Here is a 15263-nt window from a genome sequence, read left to right as displayed (position 1 = left end):
GAGACATTCATGGGACGATCGCTCAATCTGGAGGGCAAGGTTGCCCTGATCACAGGGGCGTCGAGCGGTCTGGGCATGCGGTTCTCGCAGGTGCTGGCGCAAGCCGGCGCCAAGGTCGTGCTGGCCAGCCGGCGCGTCGAGCGGCTCAAGGAACTGCGCGCCGAGATCGAGGCCGCCGGGGGCGAGGCGCATGTGGTGCGTGTCGACGTGACCGATCACGACAGTATTCGGGCGGCCGTCGCGCATGCGGAAACCGAGGCGGGGGCGATCGATATTCTGGTCAACAACTCGGGCGTCTCGACCACGGAGCGGCTGGTGGACGTGACGCCTCAGGGCTACGACTTCGTCTTCGACACCAACGTGCGCGGCGCTTTCTTCATGGCCCAGGAAGTCGGCAAGCGGATGATTTTGCGTTCCAAGGGGCAGCCGGGGCAGCAACATCGCATCATCAATATCGCCTCGATTGCCGGTTTGCGTGCTCTGCCGCAGATTGGCGTGTACTGCATGAGCAAGGCCGCAGTGATCCATATGACACGTTCCATGGCGGTCGAATGGGGGCGTTACGGCATCAACGTCAATGCGATTTGCCCCGGGTATATCGACACCGAGATCAATCATCACCATTGGGAAACCGAGGCCGGGCGCAAGCTGATCGACATGCTGCCGCGCAAGCGGGTGGGCACGGCGGCCGATCTCGACGGTTTACTGCTGCTGTTGGCAGCCGACGAATCGCATTTCATCAATGGCGCCATCATGACCGCCGACGATGGCATGAGTGCCGCCTGATTGCAGTCCTACGGGATTTTCCGGGCATGCTGCGGCGCTAACGACGGGCATAATGTCGACTGGTTACCGGAAAGCGAGCACCGGCGGTCCTGAATGGATGGGGTGCCGCTCGAAATTTTCTTGAGGTCAGCATGCAAAGGCACCGCTGGCGGTTGCTGCTGGCGGCCGCGGCATTTCTTTTGGGCGTAGCGGGAGGGCCGGCCAGGGCGCAGGAGTATAAACCCGAATATCGCCTGTCGGTCATGCCGGACGCGACATCGCCCTGGGGGCGTGGCGCGCAGATCTGGGCCGATCTGGTGCGCCAGCGGACCAAGGGCCGCATCAGAATCAAACTGTACACCGGCGCGTCGCTGGTCGGCGGGGATCAGACCAGGGAATTCGCCGCCTTGCGCCAGGGCGTCATCGATATGGCGGTGGGCTCCACCATCAACTGGTCGCCGCAGATTCCCGAATTCAATCTGTTTTCGTTGCCATTCCTGCTGCGCGATGCGCATTCGATGGACGCCATCATGCACGGGCGGGTGGGGCGGGAGCTGTTTGCCCGCATCGAGGAGCAGGGGGTGGTGCCCCTGGCGTGGGGCGAAAACGGCTTTCGCGAGCTGAGTAATTCGCGCCGCCCGATTCGCACTCCCGAAGATATGCGAGGCTTGCGCTTTCGCGTGGTCGGTTCACTGTTATTCAACGATATTTTCACCGCACTGGGCGCATACCCGACGCAAATGAATTGGTCCCAGGTGCTGCCGGCGCTCAAGTCTCGCGAGATCGATGGACAGGAAAACCCCATTTCCATTTACTGCAGCGCCAAGCTGTTCAACTTTGGCCAGCGTTATGTGACGCTTTGGGATTACATGGCGGACCCACTGGTATTCGTGGTCAACCGCCAGGTCTGGGATAGTTGGACCACAGGCGATCAGGAGATCGTACGGGAGGCGGCAATCGACGCGGCGCACCTGGAGGTCTCGCTCGAGCGCGACGACACGCTCGATTCCGGTCAGACCGTGTGGCAGGCGATGGCCAAGCGCGGCGTCAAGGTGACCCGCCTGACGCCGGCGGAACGGCAGCGCTTTGTCGATGCGACTCGTCCCGTTTATTTGAAATGGAAGGTGCTGATCGGACGCGATCTGGTCACCGAGGCGGAAAGGGAAGTCGCGCAGGCCACCCGGCGCGAAGCGGCGATCCAGAAGCGCGCCGCGCGCTGAGTCGAGGAGCCGGCGCGAGCCCGCGGCTCATGCGCCGAGCAGTCGCTGCACCAGCTCGGTGGCTGTGCCCGCCGCGTATTTCTGCATCAGGCGGCCTCGGTAGATGTCGACGGTGCGCGGACTGATGGCCAATGTCTTGCCAATCTGCTTGCTGGTCTTGCCTTGCACCAGCTGGGCGGCGATTTCCCGTTCGCGCGCTGTCAGCGCGACCGCCACGCGGCGGGTCGCCGACATGTCCTCGAAGGTCCAGATGCCGGCTGCATGGGGGGCACTCAGGTCGAGCGAGCGGCCCGTCACGTGGCACCAGAACAGTTCGCCGCTGGCGCGCCGCATGATGCGTTCGTCGGAGTAGCTGCCCTGGGTCACCATAATGGGCGGAATGCGCTCGCCGGTGCGCTCGAACTCATCGGAGGACGGGTACAGCACTTCGAACGACTGGCCGATGAGCTGGTCGCGCGGGTAGCCGAAAATCATGCTGACCTGCGCGTTGCAATCTTCGATCACACGCTGTCGGGAGATCACCAGGCCGATCGGGGCGAGGTGGAAGGCGGTACGGTAGTCGAGTGTCGTCATACGCGAGCGTGGAGCGGCAGCTTGGTTGGCCGATATGTAATTTCACGTATTGTGCCCGATCGCCGCCCGGGCGTAAGCTAATCAGCTAACAACAAGATTTAACGCAGCTTTTTGTCGTTCGACTGAGTTGAATCATCCACCGAGGAAAAGGGACAACCGATGAACAAGGTATACGCCAGTGCCAAAGAGGCCCTTGCGGGGGTCGTGCAAGACGGGCAGACCATCGCCGTGGGCGGGTTCGGGCTGTGTGGCATTCCGGAAGCGCTGATCGCGGCGTTGCGCGACTCCGGTGTCAAGCAGCTGACCTGCATCAGTAACAATGCGGGTGTCGACGGCTTCGGCCTGGGGCTGTTGCTCGAGACGCGCCAGATCCGCAAAATGATTTCATCCTACGTGGGCGAGAACAAGGAGTTCGAGCGGCAATACCTGGCCGGCGAACTGGAGCTCGAATTCACCCCGCAGGGCACGCTGGCCGAGAAGCTGCGTGCGGGCGGTGCCGGGATTCCGGCGTTCTTCACCAAAACCGGGGTCGGCACCGTGGTCGCCGACGGCAAGGAAATCCGCGAGTTCGATGGACAGCAATATGTGATGGAGCGCACGCTGCGCGCCGACGTCGCACTGGTCAAGGCCTGGAAGGCCGATAAGGCCGGCAATCTGATCTTCCGCCGCACCTCGCGCAATTTCAATCCGGTGTGCGCGATGGCGGGCAAGGTGACGGTGGCCGAGGTGGAGGTTCTGGTCGAAACCGGCGAGCTGGATCCGGACGAGATCCACACGCCAGGCATTTTCGTGCAGCGCATCGTCCACAACCAACACCCGGAAAAACGCATCGAACAGCGCACGGTACGTGCCAAATAACGGACCGACGAGGAGATAGACATGGCATGGAATCGCGATGAAATGGCAGCGCGCGCGGCGCGTGAGCTGCAGGATGGCTTTTATGTGAACCTCGGCATCGGTTTGCCCACGCTGGTGGCCAACCACGTGCCGGCCAATATGGAGGTCTGGCTGCAATCGGAGAACGGTCTGCTGGGCATCGGCCCGTTTCCGACCGAAGACGAAGTCGACGCCGATCTCATCAATGCCGGCAAGCAGACGGTGACAACCCTGCCGGGTTCGTCGATTTTCTCGTCGGCCGACTCGTTCGCGATGATCCGCGGCGGGCATATCAATCTGGCAATCCTGGGCGCGATGCAGGTCAGCGAGCACGGCGATCTGGCGAACTGGATGATCCCCGGCAAGATGATCAAAGGCATGGGCGGGGCGATGGACCTGGTAGCCGGCGTGGGCCGGGTGCTCGTGCTGATGGAGCATGTGGCCAAGGGCGATGTGCACAAAATTCTTAAGGAATGCACATTACCGCTGACGGGGGTGGGTGTGGTCGACCAGATCATCACCGACCTGGGCGTGATCGATGTGACGCCGGATGGCCTGAAGGTCGTGGAGCTGGCACCCGGTGTCACGAAAGAGGAAATCCAGCAAAAAACGGGAGCGCCGCTCGACATGAGCGCGGTTTGACCGAAACAGGTCATACGACCTGAATGCGGGGCGAGACGGAATGTCTCGCCCTTTTTTTGTTCAGCGATAGCGCGACGATGTCTGGCGAGCCCCGAAGCGATCAAGCGCGGTAGAATCGACACTACCCTTTGTTCCTGCAGGTGAGAGAACCATGTCGATATCACAACCGCGCTTCGCCACAGTGCAGTGCCTCAGCCCCTCCGGATTGCACCGCATGGCGTACACGGAATGGGGCGATCCGGCCAATCCTCGCGTGTTGCTCTGCGTGCATGGCCTGACGCGCTGCGGACGCGATTTTGACGTGATGGCACAGGCGATGAGCGACGTATACCGCGTCGTGTGCCCCGACGTCGTAGGACGCGGTGCGTCCGACTGGCTGAAGAACCCTGCCGGCTATGCGGTGCCGCAGTATGTGAGCGATATGGTGACGCTGATTGCCCGGCTCGGGGTAGCGCAGGTCGATTGGTTCGGCACCTCGATGGGCGGGCTGATCGGCATGGGGTTGGCTGGTTTGCCGCAGACACCGATTCAGAAAATGCTGCTCAACGACGTCGGCCCACGCATCAATGCGCCGGCACTGGTGCGCATCGGCGATTATCTGGGGCAGGCGCCGCATTTTCCAACGCTCGAGGCGTGCATCGACTACCTGCGCATGACCTCGCTGTCATTCGGCCCGCACACGGCGGAGCAGTGGCGCGCGCTCAGTTTGCCGCTGATCCGGCAGGAAAATGACTATTTCGTACTGCGTTACGACCCGGCGATCGCCGTGCCGTTTGCCGCGGTGACGCCGCAACTCGCGATGGCCGGCGAGATGACGCTATGGGCTTCGCTCGAAGCATTCGATGGAGAGGTGCTGGTGGTGCGGGGCGAGCACTCGGATCTGCTTTCCCGCGAGACAGTGGCGGAGATGAAGGCACGCGGCCGCCAGGTCAGCAGCGTCGAGATTCCCGGCGTTGGCCACGCCCCAACTTTTGTTCACGACGATCAGATTCGCGTGGCGCGCGAGTTCTTCGTCAAATGATTTGTCAGTATTTATCGAGGATGATTGCATCATGACGGTACGACGGTTTCATGTGGAATCCCGCTGGTCGGACACCGCCGTTCATAACGGCACGGTCTACCTGGCCGGGCAGGTTGCGGACGACACGGCTCAGGGTATTGAGGGGCAGGCGCAGGAAGTGCTTGGCCACATCGATCGCTTGCTGACCGAAGCCGGCAGCGATAAGTCGCTGATTCTCTCGTGTCAGATTTATTTGTCGGATATGGCCAATTTTGAAGGCATGAATCGCGTTTGGGATGCGTGGGTGGCCGCCATCCCGGGCAATGCGCCGCCGCGCGCGACCGTGCAGGCGCGCCTGGCGCGCCCCGAATTGCTGATCGAGATCGTGGTGGTTGCTGCCCAACGCGGCGGTTGAGCTTTCCCATGATCCGTCGGCGCTTCTGCTTGAAAGTGGTATGAACAATCCCGAGACAACGCCCGTTATCGAATCGACGTTGGAGGACGCACTGGCCTTCGCAGATGAACTCTGCGGCGACGTTACGCTGAGTTCTGGCGAGCCCATGATGGCGCACGCCCGGGGCATGCTGTCGATTCTGGACACGCTGCGGGTGGACGATCTGACCCGCAAAGCCGCGGCGCTGTTCGGTGTGGCCGAGCGAGTGACGGATGCGCAAGAGACGCTGACGCAACGCTTCGGGGCCGAAATTGCCACGCTGGTGGTCAATGTCCGAAAGCTGCAACTGCTGGGTGGCGTGAGCACGCGCGTGACGGCCAACGCGCGGTCGGTCGGCAGGGATCCCCAGGCGGCGCGCAAGGCGCAGGTCGAAGCGTTGCGCAAAATGTTGCTGGCCTTTGCGCAGGATATTCGGGGCGTGCTGATTCGTCTGGCGTCGCGGGTGCAGACGCTGCGCTGGTATGCGGGGCAGAAGCTCGCCCCGCCGCCCGAGCTGGCACACGAGGTACTGGAGATTTACGCGCCGCTGGCGAACCGGCTGGGCATTTGGCAATTGAAATGGGAGCTCGAAGACCTGGCCTTCCGGTTCGAGCACCCCGACACGTATAAGCGTATCGCTCGCCTGCTTGACGAGAAGCGCGTCGAGCGGGAGCAATTTATCCGCCAGGCGATCGAACGCCTGCAGCATGAACTGACCACCGCCGGCGTCAAGGCGGAAGTGTCCGGGCGCCCCAAGCACATCTACAGCATCTGGCGCAAGATGCGCGGCAAGGAGCTGGACTTTGCCGAGCTATACGACGTGCGTGCGTTTCGCGTTATCGTCGACGACGTGAAAGACTGCTATACGGTGCTCGGCATCGTCCATAACCTGTGGCAGCCGATCCCGAAAGAGTTCGATGATTACATCTCGCGGCCCAAGCCAAACGGCTACAAATCACTGCATACGGTTGTCATCGACGAGCAGGGACGTGCCTTCGAAGTGCAGATCCGCACCCACGAGATGCACCATTTCGCCGAGTACGGCGTGGCCGCCCACTGGCGCTACAAGGAGGCCGGGCAGCGTGGCTATGCCGGGCAGGTCGTCGCCAACGAAAGCTATGACGAGAAGATCGCCTGGCTCAGGCAATTGCTGGCCTGGAAAGACGACGTCGCTGACCGCGTCGAGCAGGACGATGTCGCTCCGTGGGAGCAGCTCAAGCATGCCAACATCGATGACCATATCTATGTCATGACCCCGCAGGCGCGCGTGATTGCCTTGCCGCAAGGCGCCACGCCGGTCGATTTTGCTTATTACCTGCATACCGAATTGGGTCATCGCTGCCGCGGCGCGCGGGTCGACGGCGCAATGGTGCCGCTCAATACGCCGCTGCGCAATGGTCAGACCGTCGAGATCGTGGCTGTCAAGCAGGGCGGACCATCGCGTGACTGGCTCAACAGTCAGCTCGGTTATTTGCACAGCCAGCGAGCCCGGAACAAGGTGCGCGCGTGGTTTAACGCGGTCGAATTGCAAGAGACGATCGCGCATGGCCGCGCGATCATTGACAAGACACTGCAGCGCGAAGGCAAAACGTCGACCAATCTGGATGAGCTGGCCACACGGCTCGGGTTCAAGAATGCCGACGAGTTTTACGCAGCGGTTGCCAAGGAAGAGTTCAGTCTCAGGCATGTCGAAAGCGCCCTCTCCGGAGCGCCGTCGCCGGAAGCTCGTAGCGACGACGCGCTGGTTGCCAAGAAGAGCCTGGAGAGCAGCGTGGCGCAGGGAGCGTCGAGCGGCGTGCTGGTGCTCGGGGTTGGGGCGCTGCTCACGCAGCTGGCCAAGTGCTGCAAGCCCGCGCCGCCGGACGAGATCGTGGGCTTCGTCACCCACGGCAAGGGCATTTCCGTGCACCGTTGCGATTGCCGGAATTTCGCCGCGATGCGGCGCCGCGCCCCGGAGCGCGTGCTCCAGGCCGCGTGGTCGAGCGAGGTGCTCGAAGGTCGTGGGGAGGCGGCGTACCCGGTCGATATTCAGATCGAGGCTACGGATAGGCAAGGGCTATTGCGCGATATCTCCGAAATATTTTCTCGTGAGAAGATCAATGTGACTGGAGTGAACACGCAGTCGCGCACCGCGCACGCGTATATGCAGTTCACGGTCGAGGTGCGCGACGCCGGTCAGCTGCAGCGCGCGCTGGCGCAATTGGGCGGTGTCGTCGGCGTTCGTGACGCCAAGCGCAAGTAGGCGTGGCGTGGCAACAGGGTCATGCCGGTCAGTGCTATCGTAACGGCGGTGGCGTCGTCCCGGCGGCGTTGATGCGGAATGCTCATTAATGGCGAGGAACGTGTGATGCAAGCGATTGAAATTACCCAGTATGGCGGACCCGAGGTGTTGCAATTGGTCGAGCGGCCGATGCCGCAACCGAAGCCGGGCGAGGTGTTGATCAAGGTGGCGGCGGCGGGCATCAACCGGCCTGACGTGTTTCAGCGGCAAGGGAATTATCCGGTGCCGCCGGGGGCCTCCGACCTGCCTGGCCTGGAAGTCGCCGGGGAGATCGTCGACGGTCAGTTGGACGGCGCCGATAACCGATGGGGGCTGCGCATTGGGGACCGGGTCTGTGCGCTGGTGCAGGGCGGTGGCTATGCCCAATACTGCACCGCGCCGCTTGCGCAATGCCTGCCGGTGCCTCAGGGGTTGTCCGATGTGGAGGCAGCGTCGCTGCCTGAAACGTTTTTTACCGTGTGGAGCAATGTCTTCGATCGCGCTCACCTCGGTACCGCCGAGGACGGCACGCCCGAGAGCCTGCTGGTGCAAGGGGGTACCAGCGGCATCGGCGTGACGGCTATCCAGCTGGCGAAGGCGCTCGGCCACCGCGTTTTCGCGACTGCCGGATCGGATGACAAATGCCGCGTCTGCGAAAAATTGGGCGCCGAGCGCGGCATCAACTACAAGAGCGAGGACTTCGCGCAGGTCGTGAAGGAGTTGACCGGCGGCCGTGGCGTCGACGTGATCCTGGATATGGTCGGCGGCGCTTATTTGCCGCGCGAGATAGACTGCCTCGCCACCGACGGGCGCATTGCCGTGATCGCTTTGCTGGGAGGCGCAAAGGCGCCGCTCGATTTGGGCCAGGTGCTGCGCCGTCGCTTGACGATCACCGGGTCGACGCTGCGGCCTCGCTCGGTCGCTTTCAAGGCCGACGTCGCTGCCCGACTGAAGGAGCGCGTCTGGCCACTGCTTTCGAACGGGGCTATCCGGCCAGTGATTTATCGTACATTTTCAGCTACCGATGCGTCGCAGGCGCATGCGCTGATGGAGAGCAGCGCGCATATCGGAAAAATCGTATTGACGTGGCCCTGATGCCGGGCCGCCAAGCCGAAAATTGACCCTTTGGGGCGGTGGGAATTAGAATAGCCAGTTTTTTGCTTATTGATGGGGTGAAGGGGCGTGGATTCCGCAAGCGCGAAGGCGAACAAAGCGGCGGCGAAATTGGTCGTCGGCAACTGGAAGTTGCATGGCAGCTTGGCTGCCAACGCGGAATTATTGGCACGACTGCTGGCGTCGCCGGTTTTGGCGCAAGGGCGCGCGGTTACTGCCGTTTGCGTGCCATTCCCCTACTTGGCGCAGTGTCAGCAACTGCTTGGCGGCAGCCCGCTTGCCTGGGGGGCGCAGGACGTTTCGGCTGAGATCAATGGGGCTTTCACCGGTGAGGTGTCGGCGCCGATGATCGGTGAATTTGGCTCGTCTTACGTGCTCGTTGGCCACTCGGAGCGCCGCGCGTATCACGGCGAGACCGATGCGCTGGTCGCTGCCAAGACGGGGCGGGTGCTCGCCGCGGGAATGACGCCGATCGTCTGTGTTGGAGAGACGCTGGCTCAACGGGACGCGGGGCAGACCGATGCGGTCGTCGAGCGTCAGTTGGGCGCCGTGCTCGCCGCGCTCGACGTGCCTCAGGCGGCGCGAATTGTCGTCGCATATGAGCCGGTCTGGGCGATCGGCACCGGCAAGACGGCCACGCGCGAGCAGGCGCAAGCGGTGCATGAGCGCTTGCGAGCTCAGCTGGCGGCCAAAGGGGGCGAGGTGGCTGCGGTAAAGATTCTCTATGGCGGCAGTGTCAAACCCGATAACGCCGCCGATTTGTTTGCGATGCCCGACATCGATGGTGGATTGATTGGCGGCGCGTCGCTCAAGGCTGAGGATTTCCTCGCGATTTGCGGCGCGGCGTGACGTCGCCGCTCAACTCCGCCCGCTCAGGGGCGGCGCATGAATTTTTGGAATAGGTGATGAGATGGGGTTATTGAAAACAGTGTTGATCGTGGTTCAGGTGCTATCGGCACTGGGTATCATCGGTTTGGTTTTGCTTCAGCATGGCAAGGGTGCCGACATGGGGGCCGCGTTCGGTAGCGGCTCTTCCGGCAGTTTGTTCGGGGCCTCCGGTTCGGCGAATTTTCTGTCGCGCACCACGGCGGTGCTTGCGACCATTTTTTTCGTCGTCACGCTTTCGCTGACTTACATCGGATCTTACAAGCCCAAGCTGTCTGCCGGCGTGTTGGGTAGCGTGCCGGTGACGACGGCGCCAGCCGCCGCTTCGGCTGCATCTGCCGTCGCGGCGGGTGCCTCGGGCGTCAGTGCGCCGGCGGGAGCGTCGACAACTAATTCGCAAGACGTACCAAAGTAAGTTTTTGCAATAAGACAACAAGACTATTTGTATTCGCGTAAGCCTTTTGTGCGTTGAACAAAAAAAGCAATGGCGTTACAATGGCGGTCTTGAAGCGATTCGGGGTTGCGAATTGCAGACTATGTATGCCGACGTGGTGAAATTGGTAGACACGCTATCTTGAGGGGGTAGTGGCGAAAGCCGTATGAGTTCGAGTCTCATCGTCGGCACCACAGTTCTACGATGCCAGCCTTGCTTATGCGCTCCGGCTGGCATTTTATTTTGTGCTTTGTCCGTCCCGTACTACCGGCCGGTCCCCAGGCCAGGTAGGGCGGTTTGTGAACTAACCGATAGAGGGTTGCATTGAACCTCGGAGCCTATTTTCCCGTCCTGCTTTTTATTCTGGTAGGTACCGGCCTGGGTGTTGCGCTGGTTGGCTTGGGCAAATTCCTCGGGCCTAACAATCCAGGCAGCGAAAAACTCTCTCCCTACGAATGCGGCTTCGAAGCTTTCGAAGATGCGCGCATGAAGTTCGATGTGCGCTACTATCTCGTCGCCATTCTGTTCATCCTGTTTGACCTGGAAACGGCCTTCCTCTTCCCCTGGGGCGCAGCACTGCGCGACATCGGTTGGCCTGGTTTCATTTCCATGGTGGTATTTCTGGTCGAGTTGCTGATCGGTTTCATCTATCTCTGGAAGCGTGGCGCACTCGATTGGGAGTGAGCGCGTAGCCTGTAAGGCAATGGCGTTTCAGCGGAAATCTGGAAAAGCATATGAGTATCGAAGGGGTATTGCGCGAAGGGTTTGTCACCACCACGGCTGACAAGCTCATCAATTGGACGCGCACCGGGTCGCTATGGCCCATGACGTTCGGGTTGGCTTGCTGTGCGGTCGAAATGATGCACGCAGGCGCATCCCGCTATGATCTGGATCGCTTCGGCGTGGTGTTTCGCCCGAGCCCTCGACAGTCGGATGTGATGATCGTGGCCGGCACGCTGTGCAACAAGATGGCGCCCGCGTTGCGTAAGGTCTACGACCAGATGGCGGAGCCGCGCTGGGTAATTTCGATGGGGTCATGCGCCAACGGCGGCGGCTACTATCATTATTCGTACTCCGTCGTGCGTGGCTGTGATCGCATCGTGCCGGTGGACGTCTACGTGCCGGGATGCCCGCCGACGGCTGAAGCGCTGGTCTATGGAATCATTCAGCTGCAATCCAAGATCAAGCGAACCAGCACGATCGCGCGCAAATAACCGGGGACGCGCATGTCGAAACTCGAAACACTAAAAAGCAATCTGCAAAACGTATTGGGCGGCGCGATTCAGAACCTGACTGAGTCAATGGGGCAGTTGACGTTGATCGTCAAGGCGGCCGACTATCGCGAAGTCGCGCTCAAGCTGCGCGACGATCCGAGCCTGAAGTTCGAACAACTGATCGATTTGTGCGGGCTGGATTACTCCGCCTTCGGTGATGGCGCCTGGAATGGGCCGCGTTTTGCCACCGTCGTGCAATTGCTCTCCATTACCCATAACTGGCGGGTTCGCGTGCGTGTCTTCGCGCCGGACGACGATCTGCCCGTCGTGGCGTCGATGGTCGATATCTGGAGCTCCGCCAACTGGTTTGAGCGCGAGTCGTTCGATTTGCTGGGCATCGTCTATGAAGGCCATCCGGATTTGCGCCGCATTTTGACCGACTACGGTTTTATCGGCCATCCTTTCCGCAAGGACTTTCCGTTGTCCGGTTACGTGGAAATGCGGTACGACCCCGAGCAACAGCGGGTGATCTACCAGCCGGTGACGATCGAGCCGCGGGAAATCACGCCACGCGTGATCCGCGAGGAAGAGTACGGCGGATTGAAACATTAAGGTGCGCTCGTGGCAGATATCAAGAACTACACGCTGAATTTTGGTCCGCAACACCCTGCGGCGCATGGTGTGCTGCGCCTCGTGCTGGAACTCGACGGCGAAGTGATTCAACGCGCCGACCCGCACATCGGATTGCTGCATCGCGCGACCGAAAAGCTGGCCGAGTCGAAGACATTCATCCAGTCGGTGCCCTACATGGACCGGCTCGATTACGTTTCGATGATGTGCAACGAGCACGCCTATGTGATGGCGATCGAGAAGTTGCTCAACATCGAAGTGCCGATCCGCGCGCAATATATTCGTGTGATGTTCGATGAAATCACGCGACTGATGAATCACTTGATGTGGATCGGATCGCACGGCCTGGACGTCGGTGCGATGGCGATTTTCCTTTACGCATTCCGCGAGCGCGAAGACCTGTTCGACATGTACGAGGCGGTCTCGGGCGCGCGCATGCACGCGGCCTATTATCGGCCGGGCGGCGTTTACCGCGATTTGCCGGATGCCATGCCGCAGTATCGCGCATCGAAACAGCATAACGCCCGCGCGATCGGCAAGATGAACGAGAACCGCCAAGGTTCGCTGCTCGATTTCATCGAGGACTTCACCAATCGCTTTCCCAAGTATGTCGACGAATACGAGACGCTGCTGACCGACAATCGCATCTGGAAGCAGCGTCTGGTCGGTATCGGTGTCGTCAGTCCGGAGCGCGCGTTGCAGCTCGGCTTCACCGGAGCAATGTTGCGCGGCTCGGGGATTGCCTGGGACTTGCGCAAGAAGCAGCCGTACGAGGTCTACGACCGGATGGAATTCGAAGTGCCGGTCGGCTCCGAAGGTGACTGTTACGACCGCTATCTGGTGCGGGTCGAAGAGATGCGGCAATCCAATCGCATCATCAAGCAGTGCATCGACTGGCTGCGCAAAAATCCCGGTCCGGTGATGATCGACAATCACAAGGTCGCGCCGCCCAAACGGGTCAACATGAAGTCGAACATGGAAGAGCTGATTCACCATTTCAAGCTCTTCACCGAGGGCTTCCACGTTCCGGAAGGCGAAACCTATGCGTCGATCGAGCATCCGAAGGGCGAGTTCGGCATCTATTTGGTGTCGGACGGTGCCAACAAGCCGTATCGCCTGAAGATTCGTGCACCTGGATTTGTCCACCTGGCCGCGCTCGACGAAATGGCTAGAGGGCATATGATCGCCGATGCGGTGGCGATCATCGGTACGCAGGACATCGTGTTCGGTGAAATTGACCGATAGTAATGCGGGCGTGGGCGATGGATTCGTCCGCCCGGTTGTATCTAAGACGTAACAATGCCGTTCCAGCAATTAGCTACGAGGCAGGAATCGCGCGAAAGCGCAATTGCCGGCTTCGTTGCGGCCGGAGCAATCGTTAAGTAGAGACCAAGTCGGATCGGAAATGCTTTCTCCCGAAGCGCTAAAGAAAATCGACCATGCCGTCGCCAAGTATCCGGCGGAGCAAAAGCAATCTGCGGTGATGGCCGCACTTGCGGTCGCACAGGACGAAAAGGGCTGGCTGTCGCCAGAGGTCATGCAATTCGTCGCCAGTTACCTTCAAATGCCGCCGATCGCGGTCGAAGAGGTCGCGACGTTCTACGGCATGTTCGACACTGCGCCGGTCGGCAAATTCAAGTTGACCGTTTGCACGAATCTGCCGTGTGCGCTGTCGCGCGGCGATCACGCGGCCGATTACCTCAAGCAGAAGCTCGGCATCGACTTCAATGAGACCACGGCCGACGGCCTGTTCACGCTGAAGGAAGGCGAATGCATGGGCGCTTGCGGTGACGCGCCGGTGATGCTGGTGAACAACAAGCGTATGTGCAGTTTCATGAGCGACGAAAAGCTCGATGCGCTGATTGCTGAACTCAAGGCTGCGGATCGAGGAGAAAAGGCATGACGAGTTTGCACGATCGCCATATCGAACCGCTCATTCTGGCCGGATTGAACGGTGAGAACTGGCACCTGGAAGATTACGTCGCTCGCGGCGGCTACCAACAGCTGCGGCGTATTCTCACCGAAAAAATTCCGCCGGAGCAAGTGATTGCCGATATCAAGGCGTCCGGCTTGCGCGGCCGTGGCGGCGCAGGCTTCCCGACCGGTCTGAAGTGGAGCTTCATGCCGCGCCAGTTCCCTGGTCAGAAGTATCTGGTCTGCAATTCTGACGAAGGTGAGCCGGGCACGTTCAAGGATCGCGACATCCTGCGTTACAACCCGCATTCCCTGATCGAGGGGATGGCCATCGGCGCCTACGCAATGGGCATCTCGGTCGGCTACAACTACATCCACGGCGAAATCTGGGATACCTATGAACTCTTCGAACGCGCGCTCGAAGAGGCTCGCGCCGCAGGGTACCTCGGTGACAATCTGTTTGGCTCCGGATTTTCGTTTCAACTGCACGCCCACCATGGGTACGGCGCCTACATCTGTGGCGAGGAAACGGCGCTGCTCGAATCGCTCGAAGGCAAGAAAGGTCAGCCGCGCTTCAAGCCGCCATTCCCGGCGAGCTTTGGGCTTTACGGCAAGCCGACCACGATCAATAACACTGAAACATTCGCTGCAGTGCCATTCATTCTGGCGGTTGGCGCGCAGAAGTACCTGGAGATGGGCAAGCCGAATAACGGCGGCACCAAGATCTTCTCCGTGTCGGGTGACGTCGAACGCCCCGGCAACTACGAAATCCCGATGGGCACGCCATTCTCCAAGCTGATGGAGTTGTGCGGCGGCATGCGCGGCGGCAAGAAGATCAAGGCGGTCATTCCGGGCGGGTCTTCGGCACCGGTCGTGCCGGGTGACGTGATGATGCAGACCGACATGGACTACGATTCGATCGCCAAGGCAGGGTCGATGCTCGGCTCCGGCGCGGTGATCGTGATGGATGAAACCCGCTGCATGGTGCGTTCGCTGTTGCGCCTGTCGTATTTCTACTACGAGGAATCGTGCGGTCAGTGCACGCCTTGTCGTGAAGGCACTGGCTGGCTGTGGCGAGTGGTCAATCGCATCGAGCATGGAAAGGGGCGTCAGGAAGACCTGGATCTCCTGAACTCGGTGGCTGAAAACATCATGGGACGCACCATTTGCGCGTTGGGTGACGCCGCCGCGATGCCCGTGCGCGGCATGCTGAAGCATTACTGGGACGAATTCGCGTACCACGTCGAGCACAAGCGTTGCATGGTCGGCGCATCCCATTCTCTTTGACAAAGCGTGGCTCTGAAC

At 60.8% G+C, this 15263-nt stretch carries 17 protein-coding genes and 1 tRNA gene; 17 read left to right on the top strand and 1 reads right to left on the bottom strand.

Going from position 1 to position 15263, the window contains the following annotated elements:
• Nucleotides 1-9: 9 nt before the first annotated feature.
• Nucleotides 10-786, top strand: coding sequence for an SDR family oxidoreductase (locus PATSB16_RS12335; RefSeq protein WP_047214417.1), 777 nt, complete (start codon nt 10-12; stop codon nt 784-786).
• Between the two features lie 131 nt (nt 787-917).
• A complete protein-coding gene (locus tag PATSB16_RS12330; protein ID WP_047214416.1) occupies nt 918-1985 on the top strand; it encodes a DctP family TRAP transporter solute-binding subunit in 1068 nt (355 codons plus the stop codon).
• A 27-nt stretch (nt 1986-2012) separates the two neighbouring features.
• On the opposite strand, the gene PATSB16_RS12325 is transcribed toward PATSB16_RS12330, so the two are convergent.
• Nucleotides 2013-2558 (bottom strand): PAS and helix-turn-helix domain-containing protein, encoded by a 546-nt coding sequence (locus PATSB16_RS12325; RefSeq protein ID WP_047214415.1) that lies wholly within the window; start codon nt 2556-2558, stop codon nt 2013-2015.
• Nucleotides 2559-2717: 159 nt separating this feature from the next.
• Here PATSB16_RS12325 and PATSB16_RS12320 point away from each other — a divergent pair, with 159 nt between their 5' ends.
• The 15 genes from PATSB16_RS12320 (at nt 2718) to nuoF (ending at nt 15245) form a co-directional block, all read left to right on the top strand.
• Nucleotides 2718-3416, top strand: a complete 699-nt coding sequence (locus tag PATSB16_RS12320) for a CoA transferase subunit A (RefSeq protein ID WP_047214414.1) — start codon at nt 2718-2720, stop codon at nt 3414-3416.
• A 21-nt stretch (nt 3417-3437) separates the two neighbouring features.
• Complete coding sequence (locus tag PATSB16_RS12315; RefSeq protein WP_047214413.1) at nt 3438-4076, top strand: CoA transferase subunit B; 639 nt, start codon at nt 3438-3440, stop codon at nt 4074-4076.
• 151 nt (nt 4077-4227) lie between these two features.
• The gene (locus PATSB16_RS12310; protein WP_047214412.1) at nt 4228-5097 is read left to right on the top strand and encodes an alpha/beta fold hydrolase; all 870 of its coding nucleotides are present in this window, start codon (nt 4228-4230) and stop codon (nt 5095-5097) included.
• A 31-nt stretch (nt 5098-5128) separates the two neighbouring features.
• Entirely contained in the window at nt 5129-5491 is a 363-nt protein-coding gene (locus tag PATSB16_RS12305; RefSeq protein WP_047214411.1) for a RidA family protein, read from the top strand.
• 40 nt (nt 5492-5531) lie between these two features.
• Nucleotides 5532-7751 carry a RelA/SpoT family protein gene (locus tag PATSB16_RS12300; RefSeq protein WP_047214410.1) on the top strand — a complete coding sequence of 740 codons (2220 nt, stop codon included), beginning with the start codon at nt 5532-5534 and terminating at the stop codon, nt 7749-7751.
• 105 nt (nt 7752-7856) lie between these two features.
• Nucleotides 7857-8864: an NAD(P)H-quinone oxidoreductase gene (locus PATSB16_RS12295; protein WP_047214409.1), complete on the top strand. Its 1008-nt coding sequence runs from the start codon at nt 7857-7859 to the stop codon at nt 8862-8864.
• An 87-nt stretch (nt 8865-8951) separates the two neighbouring features.
• Nucleotides 8952-9731: a triose-phosphate isomerase gene (gene tpiA, locus PATSB16_RS12290; protein ID WP_047214408.1), complete on the top strand. Its 780-nt coding sequence runs from the start codon at nt 8952-8954 to the stop codon at nt 9729-9731.
• Nucleotides 9732-9792: 61 nt separating this feature from the next.
• On the top strand, nt 9793-10182 hold the full coding sequence (secG, locus tag PATSB16_RS12285) for a preprotein translocase subunit SecG (protein ID WP_047214407.1): 390 nt from the start codon (nt 9793-9795) through the stop codon (nt 10180-10182).
• Between the two features lie 127 nt (nt 10183-10309).
• Nucleotides 10310-10394 (top strand) — tRNA-Leu (locus PATSB16_RS12280).
• Nucleotides 10395-10524: 130 nt separating this feature from the next.
• Nucleotides 10525-10884, top strand: coding sequence for an NADH-quinone oxidoreductase subunit A (locus PATSB16_RS12275; protein WP_047214406.1), 360 nt, complete (start codon nt 10525-10527; stop codon nt 10882-10884).
• Between the two features lie 50 nt (nt 10885-10934).
• The gene (locus tag PATSB16_RS12270) at nt 10935-11414 is read left to right on the top strand and encodes a NuoB/complex I 20 kDa subunit family protein (RefSeq protein WP_047214404.1); all 480 of its coding nucleotides are present in this window, start codon (nt 10935-10937) and stop codon (nt 11412-11414) included.
• 12 nt (nt 11415-11426) lie between these two features.
• Nucleotides 11427-12026: an NADH-quinone oxidoreductase subunit C gene (locus tag PATSB16_RS12265; RefSeq protein WP_047214403.1), complete on the top strand. Its 600-nt coding sequence runs from the start codon at nt 11427-11429 to the stop codon at nt 12024-12026.
• A 9-nt stretch (nt 12027-12035) separates the two neighbouring features.
• Complete coding sequence (locus tag PATSB16_RS12260) at nt 12036-13289, top strand: NADH-quinone oxidoreductase subunit D (RefSeq protein WP_047214402.1); 1254 nt, start codon at nt 12036-12038, stop codon at nt 13287-13289.
• A 160-nt stretch (nt 13290-13449) separates the two neighbouring features.
• Nucleotides 13450-13947: an NADH-quinone oxidoreductase subunit NuoE gene (nuoE, locus tag PATSB16_RS12255; protein WP_047214401.1), complete on the top strand. Its 498-nt coding sequence runs from the start codon at nt 13450-13452 to the stop codon at nt 13945-13947.
• Nucleotides 13944-15245 carry an NADH-quinone oxidoreductase subunit NuoF gene (nuoF, locus tag PATSB16_RS12250; protein WP_047214400.1) on the top strand — a complete coding sequence of 434 codons (1302 nt, stop codon included), beginning with the start codon at nt 13944-13946 and terminating at the stop codon, nt 15243-15245. The genes nuoE and nuoF overlap by 4 nt, the downstream gene beginning before the upstream one ends.
• The last annotated feature ends 18 nt before the right edge of the window (nt 15246-15263 follow it).

It is taken from the genome of Pandoraea thiooxydans, from assembly GCF_001931675.1.
GTDB lineage: Bacteria > Pseudomonadota > Gammaproteobacteria > Burkholderiales > Burkholderiaceae > Pandoraea > Pandoraea thiooxydans.
The sequence above is the reverse complement of the archived record's forward strand: the minus strand, read 5'-3'. Positions and strand labels throughout refer to the sequence as shown.

Bases quoted from the DNA above. Each gene is read 5' to 3' on its own strand.
- PATSB16_RS12310 (WP_047214412.1), top strand. From the start codon at position 4,228: ATGTCGATATCACAACCGCGCTTCGCCACAGTGCAGTGCCTCAGCCCC.
- secG (WP_047214407.1), top strand. From the start codon at position 9,793: ATGGGGTTATTGAAAACAGTGTTGATCGTGGTTCAGGTGCTATCGGCA.
- PATSB16_RS12265 (WP_047214403.1), top strand. From the start codon at position 11,427: ATGTCGAAACTCGAAACACTAAAAAGCAATCTGCAAAACGTATTGGGC.
- PATSB16_RS12270 (WP_047214404.1), top strand. From the start codon at position 10,935: ATGAGTATCGAAGGGGTATTGCGCGAAGGGTTTGTCACCACCACGGCT.
- nuoF (WP_047214400.1), top strand. From the start codon at position 13,944: ATGACGAGTTTGCACGATCGCCATATCGAACCGCTCATTCTGGCCGGA.
- PATSB16_RS12300 (WP_047214410.1), top strand. From the start codon at position 5,532: ATGAACAATCCCGAGACAACGCCCGTTATCGAATCGACGTTGGAGGAC.
- PATSB16_RS12305 (WP_047214411.1), top strand. From the start codon at position 5,129: ATGACGGTACGACGGTTTCATGTGGAATCCCGCTGGTCGGACACCGCC.
- PATSB16_RS12325 (WP_047214415.1), bottom strand. From the start codon at position 2,558: ATGACGACACTCGACTACCGTACCGCCTTCCACCTCGCCCCGATCGGC.
- PATSB16_RS12320 (WP_047214414.1), top strand. From the start codon at position 2,718: ATGAACAAGGTATACGCCAGTGCCAAAGAGGCCCTTGCGGGGGTCGTG.
- PATSB16_RS12330 (WP_047214416.1), top strand. From the start codon at position 918: ATGCAAAGGCACCGCTGGCGGTTGCTGCTGGCGGCCGCGGCATTTCTT.
- PATSB16_RS12315 (WP_047214413.1), top strand. From the start codon at position 3,438: ATGGCATGGAATCGCGATGAAATGGCAGCGCGCGCGGCGCGTGAGCTG.
- PATSB16_RS12295 (WP_047214409.1), top strand. From the start codon at position 7,857: ATGCAAGCGATTGAAATTACCCAGTATGGCGGACCCGAGGTGTTGCAA.
- nuoE (WP_047214401.1), top strand. From the start codon at position 13,450: ATGCTTTCTCCCGAAGCGCTAAAGAAAATCGACCATGCCGTCGCCAAG.
- PATSB16_RS12335 (WP_047214417.1), top strand. From the start codon at position 10: ATGGGACGATCGCTCAATCTGGAGGGCAAGGTTGCCCTGATCACAGGG.